The organism is Methylicorpusculum sp., assembly GCF_030651835.1.
Lineage (GTDB): Bacteria > Pseudomonadota > Gammaproteobacteria > Methylococcales > Methylomonadaceae > Methylicorpusculum.
In genome coordinates, this window is record NZ_JAUSBX010000044.1 from 1 (window position 1) to 9,919 (window position 9,919).

Sequence of the window (9,919 nt, forward strand, 5' to 3'; positions counted from 1 at the left end):
AAGGCTATGTTCGCGTTAATAGTAGGCGTCGCCCCGGCAGGGATTGCCGGGGTCCAGAAGTCATGGATGGCGTTGGGCTTTCACATCCTTGTGACCTGGATTCGCTTACGCGGTCTAACGGCTCCGGCAATCCATGCCGGAATGACGGTGTTGATTTACTTTCAACTACTAACGCAAACATAGCTTTTTTAAAGAGGGGGACTGAATACTTGCGTTACTATTGAAGAGCCGTTGAATACTCCAAATTACGGTAAAACCTGACATGATTAATGTAAAAAACTGGCTGATTATCTTATTAGTATTGATTATTATCCTAAGCCTGTACTCGGCGGATTTCATCACCTTGGATAACGTAAAAAATAATGAAAAATACATAAGGTATTTTATTAGTAATAATTACTTTTTTTCAGTCGTTATGTTTTTTACTTTCTGCATCCTATTTATTAACTCACCGATTCCCCTGGCAGCGGTTCTGAAAGTATTAGGCGGTTTCTTTTTCGGCTTTTATTTGGGTGCTTTTTACAATATAGCCGCTACCCTTGCGGCTTGCCTGATCGGGTTTTTAATAAGCCGTTATTCGTTCAACAAGATATTTAAAAATCGTTATTCGGATAAACTGGATTCTATCGGCAATGAAATAGAAAAAAACGGGTTTTATTATTTTTTATCACTACGACTGGTTATGGTTGTACCTTATTTTTTAATCAATATATTGGGGGGTATTTCTAGAATATCTTTCAAAAAATATTTATTAAGCACGCTTATCGGGGTGACGCCTGCTTCATTGATTTATGCCAATGGCGGAAATCAACTCGATCACATCCATTCTATTAAAGACCTGTTCAGTTTCGATATTCTCGTTTCATTAATCATCGTTGTTGTGATTACTTTGATACCTGTTTTTTTGAAGAAAAATAACGTCATAAAATAAGGCACTGTTCGCGTAAATAGTGGATGTCGCCCCGGCAGGGATTGCCGGGGTCCAGAAGCCATGGATGGCGAGGGCTTTCACATCCTTGTGACCTGGATTCCGGCAATCCATGCCGGGATGACTCCCTCAGCCTTACGCGACATTGCTTTGTTAAATAGGTTAGTCACCGTTTACATAGACTCTATCGATAATTCCTGCATCTCAAGCAGAATGGCAGTTCTCTTCTGAAATTATTGGGAAACTTCAGGTTATTTAAGACCTTCGCAATGAATCGGATATGCTGTAGTGACGAAATTGGTCTAATGCCGCTGTCACCTAATTGTCACGATCTTTTGGTGAAATACATCACACTTTTGTGTATTTCAAAAAATCATCTCAGGAGACATTCATGAATAAATCACTACCCCTGGCAGTGACGTTGTCTGCAATCTTTGCCCCTTCAGCACAGGCAAATCTGGAAATCAATTTGCTGCATGCTTTCACCAGCGCCAATGGCGCGCGTAACGGCAGCGCGGAAATCGTGGCTTATACACCCGACCAGTATACTGTGTTAAGTACGATGTCAGGCAGCAGCGGAACAGGTGTTCAGGTTTTATCTTTAGGCAGCACAGGCACTTTGAGTGAACGAGGACTGATTACTTTTGATACGGTTTTTGGCGGTGTAGCCGATATTAGCGGCGCTTCCTCGACGGCTGCAGATCCATTAGGTCGTGGCTTTGGTGCAGTTTCGCTGATACCTAAAGCCAACGGCACGACAGTCGGAAAATTAGGTTTTTTTGATTACCGTGACGGTTCGTTAGGTGCCTTGGCGACCCTGGATGTTGGATATCATCCTGACAGTATCAGGTTTTCAGCAGACGGTAGCCGCTTGTTTGTGGCTAACGAGGGAGAGTTTACCAGTGGCGGTAATACCGATGCACCGGGTTCTATCAGCATTATCGATCTTTCAGGCATTCAGTCGCTCAGCGACTTTGCATCTTTGACCAGTGCCCATGTGAAAACATTCGATTTCCAGTCTCATCATTTGGCCGATGGCCTGACTTTGGACGGACTTCGCTTTAATGATCTGACAGCGACTGAACTCTACCGGCATGTTGAGCCGGAGTTTATTTCCGAGTTAGACGGTCGTTTGTACGTCAGTCTTCAGGAAAACAATGCGATCGGTGTGTTTGATTTGGCGTCGGAAAAATGGGTTGACCTTCATAAACTGGGCACAATAGCGCAGGTTGTTGATGCCTCCGATAGAGATGGCGGTGCGTTTATCAACGATAAAGTAGCCGGATTGCCTATGCCCGATACTATTGCCACGTTCAGTTCAGCCGGAAAAAAATTCATCGTGACGGCTAATGAAGGCGATTTTCGCGTGGATGATAATGACCGGATTCGGGTAAAAGATCTGCCTGCGGGTTCTGTTGACAGTGCTACTGAAGCCGAGCTCAATGCTATTTACGGTAATTACAAAGCGGATAGTGCTTTGGGCCGCTTGCGTATTTCCAAAATAGACGGGGATACCGATGGCGACGGTAAAATAGAGACATTGACCATGACCGGTACCCGTTCTTTTTCCATTTGGGATGCTGAAACCGGTCAGTTGGTCAGCGACAGTGGTTCGTTTGAGACCAAGCTTCTGGAACTGGATCCTACTTTGCACAACATCACTGGCGGTGACACATCTACAAGAGACGCGCGTTCAGCGGACAAAGGACCGGAACCTGAGGGTTTGGCTTTGGGTGAGATCAACGGTCGGCGTTATGCTTTTATCGGCATGGAAAGACAAAACGGTCTGCTGGCTTACGATATTACCAACCCTGAACAAATGGAGTTTGCCGGTTATATCAACAGTCTGGCTGATGGACTGATTTCGCCCGAATCGCTTTTGTTTATTCAAGCGGCTTTCAATCCAACCGGTAAAGACTTGTTAATAGCCGGATATGAGTTGAATGGAGGTGGTATCGGTGTTTACTCGGTTGTTCAACCCATTCCTGTTCCGGCGGCTCTACCGCTGATGGCTACTGCTTTAGCAGGAGTTTTTGGCATGTCGAGACGTAAAAAAATGTTGGGATAACCCTCATTGATGGCGGAACGTTACCCCCAACGACGTTAAGTTAGGCACGGATAGCCGGTGTCCAGAAGCCATGGATGGCGTTGGATTTTCACAACCATGTGACCTTGTTTTCGGCAATCAAGGCCGGAGTGACGGCATTGATGTCCTTTTAACTACTAACCCATCTGAAGGCTTGGCATTACCTCGACAAATGAAAGAGCGTAGTAGTGCGGATAAGGCGACAGCTGCATCCTCGCTGTTAAAGGTGGGTGCGCTGCCGCCGCTTAGCCCCCTACCCATCGGCTTTCACGATAACGCAAACATAACCTAAATTAACCAGCAATTTTCAATTTTAAGAGAAAAAAGGGCTGGGTGAAGCTTTTTGAGGATGTCGGCAGCAGGGCAGATTTATTATTCCGGACAAAATCTGCATTTCCACCCTCCTTGGCGGTCAGATGCCGCTGTCAAGCCCCCCATGGAAGGGTTTACGGCGTTCCTCGAAAGGCTTTTCCCAGCCCAAAATGACGCTGAAGCTATCAAACTGGGAATTGCTGTAAATTAATATCCTGCACTGCTTTCTGCAAGCCCCGTCCGTTTTAAGAATTCTGTGTTTGAATCAATCAACCGGAACAGGTTGAGGATTTTCATTATTTTGCATCGTTGCTTACAGCATCGATTAACTGTCATGGTTTTGACATTTTCTTGTCATCAAACCTTCATCATAATTTCACACAGTATCTTTATTCTTGTGATCTCACGTTAACCCGCAAGAGAGACGAGGACATCATGAACGATTTTAATAAAGACCTGGTTGAGATTGATTCCGGCGATGAGCCGATGAGCAACCTTTCCGATAATCCCCATTTTTCAACGATTTTGGAAAAGAATCTATCGCGCAGACAAATGCTGACGGGTAGTTTAGGTGTAGCAGTTGCAGGCATGTTTGGTGCGTCCGGGCTGTCAAGCATAGCCAATGCTGCGCCAGGTTTATTGCCTCCTGCAGCGGGCGTTAAACCGCCTTTCGCGTTGAATCCAGCGTTGAGCTTTACGGCCTTACCCGTATTGCGTTCGGATACGGCTACCGTTCCGGATGGATATAAAGTACAGACGCTGGCTCCCTGGGGCACACCTATCACCGGCACTTATCCGGTTTATAAAGCCAACGGGTCAAACACAGGTGCTGAACAAGAGCAACAAGTAGGTTCGCATCATGACGGCATACATTATTTTCCAATGCCGAGTGATCCGAATGGTCATGGTTTGTTATGTATCAACCATGAATATGTCGATCAAAACATATTTCATCAAAACGGCGCAACATTGGTCAATGGCCAACGTCCTACTGACGAAGTCAGAAAAGAAATAGCAGGCCACGGCGTCAGTGTTGTTGAAGTCAAGAAAGATGCTGTGAGCGGTGAATGGAATGTGGTCAATGGCCGATACAATCGCCGTGTTACAGCAGAAACTCATTCGGATATCCGGGGTCCTGTGCGTGGCAGCGATCTGGTTAAAACTCTGTACAGCCCTAATGGCACAACAGCTCGCGGTACGATCAACAATTGCGGAAATGGCTACACGCCATGGGGTACTTATTTAACTTGCGAAGAAAACTGGGCTGGTTATTTTGTTAACAAAACAGGCCGTCCAAGAGAACACAGTCGCTACGGTGTAAGCACCAGCAACGGTCGTTATAGATGGGAAACTGCACAAAGCCAGGAGGACCAATATGTCCGTTTTGATGCTTCAGTCAAAGGCACGACAGCTATTGAGGATTATCGTAATGAACCTAACGGCCACGGCTGGATTTTGGAAATCGACCCATTCGATCCTAACAGCACACCTAAAAAGCGAACTGCCTTGGGCCGTTTTGCGCATGAAGGCTGTGTTTTTGCTGCTCCCCAACTCGGTCAACCATTGACATTTTATTCGGGTGACGATTCGCAGAATGAATACATATACAAATTTGTTACCAAAGCGCGTTACACCAAAACTGTCAAAGGCGATATTTTGGACGAAGGCACTTTGTATGTAGCTCGCTTCAACGACGACGGTACCGGCACATGGTTGGCGTTGGATTATAACAATCTGGCTTTCCAGGCTGCGGCCGCAGAAGCAGGTGTCATATTTAAAGATCAGGCTGATGTATTGGTCAATACCCGTTTGGCTGCTGATGTGGTCGGTGCAACTAAAATGGATAGACCAGAATGGGGCGCCGTGCATCCGCAAACCCGCGAAGTCTATTTCACTTTGACCAATAATGGTAGCAGAAACGCGGGTAATATCGATGCTGCTAATCCGCGGGGTCCTAATCCAACCGGTCATATCATTCGTTGGCGCGAGCAAGGCAATCGCTCTTGGGCTGAAAAGTTTGAGTGGGATATTTTTGTATTGGCGGGTGCTGAAAACAACAGTCAAGTATTGCCGGAGCAAGGCGGCCCTGCTTTGACGCAAGACAATATATTTGCGAGCCCTGATGGGTTGTGGATAGACCAAAACGGCATTTTATGGATTCAAACCGATATGAGCGGTTCACAACAAGCGTCAGGTCCTTTTGGTGCTAATGCGATGTTGGCTGCCAATCCTGTCACCGGTGAGATAAAACGCTTTTTGGTTGGTCCCAACGATCAGGAAACTACGGGTGTTGTGTCAACGCCTGATGGAAAAAACTTGTTTGTCAACTTTCAGCATCCAGGTGATAGATCAGGGGTAAACAGTTTTACCAGTAACTGGCCAGACAGCGGTGCCGTATACAGACATCCAGGCGATGCACCGGTAGTTTCAAGTACCAGTGGCGCGCGTCCCCGTTCATCGACCATCGTCATCACGCGTGAAGACGGCGGTATTGTCGGTTTATAAAGAGTAAGCTTTAGCGCACCCAGGAGTAGGTAGTTGGTCAAGGACGATTTAGAGGCAGGGATGCCTCTTTTTTTTTCGGGATTCACATTTACACTTTCGTGCACAGCATGAGTTAAACAGTCAGGAGTCAGTATGGGTATCAGCGTGACACAATTGGTCATTATTATGGTGATCGTCATTTTATTATTTGGCACTAAACGGGTTAGAACAATAGGTGCCGACGTTGGCGAAGCCATCAAGAATTTTCGCTCGTCAATGAAAGAAGGTGAAGGGGATAAAACACTGAGTGCCAATGCCTCCGAAATCAGGGATGGCAAAGTCGAATTGCATGAAGAAAGCAAAGTTTAACCCTCTTGTATGTTTGATATAGGCTTTACCGAACTCTGTGTAATCGGACTGGTCAGTCTCATCGTTATCGGTCCGGAGAAATTGCCAAAAATTGCCCGAATCGCCGGATTTTGGTTGGGTAAAACCCAAAATACCGTTGCAAAAATCAAGGCGGAAATCAAAGAAGAACTGAATGCAGAAGAATTGCGCAGTGCGGTTAATGCGCAACTAGCGGAGGAAGAGTTGAGCCGCATCAGCAATGACATCAGTTTGGCGGCGGAGTCGCTTAATCGTCCGGTTGAGTCGATTACACTGACCGATAGTGCCTTAGATAAAAGCTAAGGTTGCAAGATAAGGCTTTAAAAAACGATCTATACGGTTTATACTTTTATTTAAAGCCCACTGTATAGGAACGATGAAAATGAATACAAAAACGGATAAAGCAAAAAAAACAGAAGTCGAATCATCTGTCACTCAAGAAGCAAAGGTAGCAAAGCCTACCTCTTCAAAAGCAAAGCCGGTTCAAAGTCAAAAGCCGGAAAAAAAGACCGTAACGGCAACAACCGGCGAATCAACTCCGGAAAAATCAGCCAAGAAGAAGAAAAACGAGTCACCTAAAGTGGTCAGAGACAGTTTTTCCTTTCCTAAATCAGATTATCGAAAAATCTCGGAACTCAAGGCTAAATGCCTGACTATGGGCTTGCAGGCTAAAAAAAGCGAAATACTTCGCGCCGGGCTCTTATTGCTGGAAACTTTAAGCGATGAAGAGCTCAAGCTGGCCATCGGGAAAGTGGAAAATCTTAAAACCGGCCGTCCGCTTAATCCGACCGAATAGCTTTTTCAATTTAATAAACATAGGTTGCGGTTGGCGTAGCCAACCCAACATTGCCGCTTAAGCGAGGCGATGCTGACCGAGATATTCTATCCAGTGTTCGGCCAGTTGCGCCAACACCGTCATGAGATTGCGGGGCGATTCCTTAACTTGGTCAAGCGCATAACGTTTGGCATCGCCAGTCAATTTAAGGGGTCGACCACTACGTGGCTTATCCAGAAGTGCGGCGATCCCGTCGATCTCCCTTGCCGTTAGCCAAGTTGACGTGGTTTGCCGACACACCCTAAAAATAGCTGACAATTCCTTTAAGCTGACTCAATTCAAAGCGGGCGAATAGTTAACCTCGATTAATCATTATTGTTGTTCCACCCTCTGATAGCTGCAATTCCCTTTTTTATCATTAATCAGGGAATTGCTGTGCTTATAGAAATCTTTACAGTATTAGTTTTAGTTACCGGTAAAATGACCCGTTTTTGTCGCATCGGCACGACGGACATCCATGGCCAATTTTAAAACACACCTTTCAGTCGCTACGTTTGCAAGCACTGCCTTTGCCGGTGGTTTGTATCAAATTTCGATAGTCGATGCTGTTGATATCCCAAGGTTGATTTTTTTTGGCGTCATAGGCGGCTTATTGCCGGATGTTGATGCCGAAAACTCAGTACCGGCCAGACGTCTTTTTAATAGTCTGGCCTTTTTGGCCGCTGGATTGATTTTATCCCGGCAAACCAATCTGATACCTACAAAGCAGTTATTTTTGTATGCTGTTATTGCTGCGCTGCTGATTCGTTTCCCTTTATTTTATTTATTCAATAAAACAACCAAACATCGCGGCGTTTTCCATTCTCTGCTGGGGGCGCTTTTTTTCGGCTTTCTGGTTACTTGTCTCAGTCATTGGTTTTTGGACTGGGATAGCCTGCAGTCTTGGTATAACGGGATTTTTATTGGTTTTGGTTTTATTGTGCACTTATGTCTGGATGAAATTTATAGCGTCAATTTATCCGGATTTAGAATGAAAAAGTCATTTGGCACGGCTTTAAAATTATTCAGTTATAACGATATGCTTGCTTCCGGTTTATTGCTGGTGGCAGTGATGGCTTTAATGTCTGTAACGCCATCAGCTGAGTCTTTAGGAAGGGTACTTGCTCAAACTAACTGGGGAGAGGTTGCGCGGATGGGTAGTCAGTTGTTGAAATCACTGCATTGACATCAACAAGGATCAGTCTACAATTGCCGAAGCTCGAAAACCTGACTTACCCTTTGTTTACCACTTCGATGTCACTCCTGTAGTCTCTCGTTCTGTTCTTCATAAAGTAATTTCCTCGTTATCAGCTTTACCTGCCCGAATTTAGGCAGCATTTACATATTTTTAGGACTCATTATGTCGACAATAGCTACAGGTACCGTTAAATGGTTTAATGCAGATAAAGGCTTTGGCTTTATTGAACAGCAACAAGGACCCGATGTTTTCGTCCATTTCAGAAATATCCTGAGTGGAAACAGCAACTACAAATCCTTGGATGAAGGCCAGCAAGTCCAATTTAAAGTGACTAGCGGCCCAAAAGGACCTCAAGCAGAAGAAGTGACTGTCATTTAAAGGTCTCATACCAACTCACAACAACAGCATATGTTGAGAGTTGGTAACTGCCCTAAAGTTTGTCGGCTTATCAGTTTTGATCATTTTATCTTGAATGAGCCAAGAAACTGATGACTTCACCAAGTTGAAAGACCATAAATATCCTTTTTTACTGTATTCAAATTTTCCGACAAACGCTTATTTGCCATTCCAAGGCATGATAGGAACGGTTGAAATACTGTTCGCCGGTGCACCATCAATTAACAAGCGGCTGATGGCGACATAAATCAGCGTATTTCGTTTCGAATCAAAAAGACGATTCACCCGCGTTTCCTTAAACAGAATGGACGTGTTTTCGCTGAATGCCGTCTCATTTTCCGGCAATTTGCCATTAATAACGATGGGTCCTACTTGACGGCAGGCAATCGAAAATTGAGAAGGGTCTTCTGCTACTCCCAGTGTGCCTGCAATGCCTCCGGTTTTCGCCTGACTGATATGGCAGGTAACGCCCTGAACTTTGGGGTCATCAAAAGCCTGTACGCAAACCTTGTGGTTAGCTCCAATGAGTTTCCATGCCGTTGTAACACAGCCGATTTCTTCCGATTGAACTGCCGGTGATAAAAAACTGAGAACTATTGTTAATGATGCTAGCGCTTGTTTCATGGGGATGACGAATGAGTGAATAGATTAGGTTCGATTGTAACAAGAAATTTTAAGATCAGGTATTGTGTCGCTAAGGGCTTTGAAGGAACGTGTCTAAGTCCGATCGGCAATTGATGGACCATGGTTTAGGTCAGTCCGGTATTAAATATTGCAGTTTTACTTTGCTTGATTATGAGCTATGGTTACTTCAGGATTAGTATGATTTGTGCTTGATTAAATGTTTAAGTTATTGAAACCTTTAAGGTAAAGTTACATTTTACGAGTTCCGGTCAGCAAGTTGAATAACTAGACGCTTCGGAATTTTTTACCGGCATAAAATATGGGAAACACCCTGCTCTGATGGATTTTGCAACTATTTTCGGCCCTTTTGTTGCTATAAGCGCAATTGCAATCGCCTTCGTATTGGATGAGGGTAATCCGGTCTCGTTAATCAATTGGCCGTCTTTTATTTTAGTCATAGGCGGAACGCTGGGCGCTACTATGGTCGCTTACCCGTTAAAAAAATTTGCGATGTTACCGGTTTTTTTCTGGCAAAACTTTAAGACAGACTCATCCGCTGAAAATCTTGGAAACGGAGCGCCAGCGAAGTGAAGATTTTTAGTCCCCGATAGCCGTAGCGCCGGGCGGGTTTTCGTAGCTTGCGGAGAAAACCTGCAAGGCATCGCGAAACGGCGTTAAGTCATGCGAGAG

Annotated in this window: 12 protein-coding genes; 10 read left to right on the forward strand and 2 right to left on the reverse strand. The window is 45.0% G+C overall.

Annotated elements, in window-relative coordinates:
• The 7 genes from Q7V32_RS05320 to Q7V32_RS05350 form a co-directional block, all read left to right on the forward strand.
• A partial coding sequence (locus Q7V32_RS05320) for a hypothetical protein (protein WP_304895941.1) occupies positions 1–183 on the forward strand: 183 nt, incomplete at its 5' end.
• Positions 184–415: 232 nt separating this feature from the next.
• Entirely contained in the window at positions 416–931 is a 516-nt protein-coding gene (locus tag Q7V32_RS05325; protein ID WP_304895942.1) for a TVP38/TMEM64 family protein, read from the forward strand.
• Positions 932–1,319: 388 nt separating this feature from the next.
• Positions 1,320–2,996 carry a choice-of-anchor I family protein gene (locus Q7V32_RS05330; RefSeq protein WP_304895943.1) on the forward strand — a complete coding sequence of 559 codons (1,677 nt, stop codon included), beginning with the start codon at positions 1,320–1,322 and terminating at the stop codon, positions 2,994–2,996.
• A gap of 765 nt (positions 2,997–3,761) precedes the next feature.
• A complete protein-coding gene (locus Q7V32_RS05335; protein WP_304895944.1) occupies positions 3,762–5,831 on the forward strand; it encodes a PhoX family phosphatase in 2,070 nt (689 codons plus the stop codon).
• 132 nt (positions 5,832–5,963) lie between these two features.
• Positions 5,964–6,179, forward strand: coding sequence for a twin-arginine translocase TatA/TatE family subunit (tatA, locus tag Q7V32_RS05340; protein WP_304895945.1), 216 nt, complete (start codon positions 5,964–5,966; stop codon positions 6,177–6,179).
• A 9-nt stretch (positions 6,180–6,188) separates the two neighbouring features.
• Complete coding sequence (gene tatB / locus Q7V32_RS05345) at positions 6,189–6,500, forward strand: Sec-independent protein translocase protein TatB (protein WP_304895946.1); 312 nt, start codon at positions 6,189–6,191, stop codon at positions 6,498–6,500.
• A gap of 79 nt (positions 6,501–6,579) precedes the next feature.
• Entirely contained in the window at positions 6,580–6,993 is a 414-nt protein-coding gene (locus Q7V32_RS05350; protein WP_304895947.1) for a hypothetical protein, read from the forward strand.
• Between the two features lie 57 nt (positions 6,994–7,050).
• On the opposite strand, the gene Q7V32_RS05355 is transcribed toward Q7V32_RS05350, so the two are convergent.
• Entirely contained in the window at positions 7,051–7,290 is a 240-nt protein-coding gene (locus Q7V32_RS05355; RefSeq protein ID WP_304895948.1) for a hypothetical protein, read from the reverse strand.
• 199 nt (positions 7,291–7,489) lie between these two features.
• Between Q7V32_RS05355 and Q7V32_RS05360 the strand changes: the two genes are divergently transcribed.
• Together Q7V32_RS05360 and Q7V32_RS05365 are read left to right on the forward strand one after the other, a co-directional pair.
• A complete protein-coding gene (locus Q7V32_RS05360; protein ID WP_304895949.1) occupies positions 7,490–8,197 on the forward strand; it encodes a metal-dependent hydrolase in 708 nt (235 codons plus the stop codon).
• A 174-nt stretch (positions 8,198–8,371) separates the two neighbouring features.
• Positions 8,372–8,587 (forward strand): cold-shock protein, encoded by a 216-nt coding sequence (locus tag Q7V32_RS05365; protein ID WP_304895950.1) that lies wholly within the window; start codon positions 8,372–8,374, stop codon positions 8,585–8,587.
• A 177-nt stretch (positions 8,588–8,764) separates the two neighbouring features.
• Here Q7V32_RS05365 and Q7V32_RS05370 read toward each other — a convergent pair whose 3' ends face one another.
• Positions 8,765–9,229, reverse strand: a complete 465-nt coding sequence (locus Q7V32_RS05370) for a CreA family protein (RefSeq protein ID WP_304895951.1) — start codon at positions 9,227–9,229, stop codon at positions 8,765–8,767.
• 339 nt (positions 9,230–9,568) lie between these two features.
• On the opposite strand from Q7V32_RS05370, the gene Q7V32_RS05375 reads away from it, so the two are divergent.
• A complete protein-coding gene (locus Q7V32_RS05375) occupies positions 9,569–9,820 on the forward strand; it encodes a hypothetical protein (RefSeq protein WP_304895952.1) in 252 nt (83 codons plus the stop codon).
• Positions 9,821–9,919: the final 99 nt, after the last annotated feature.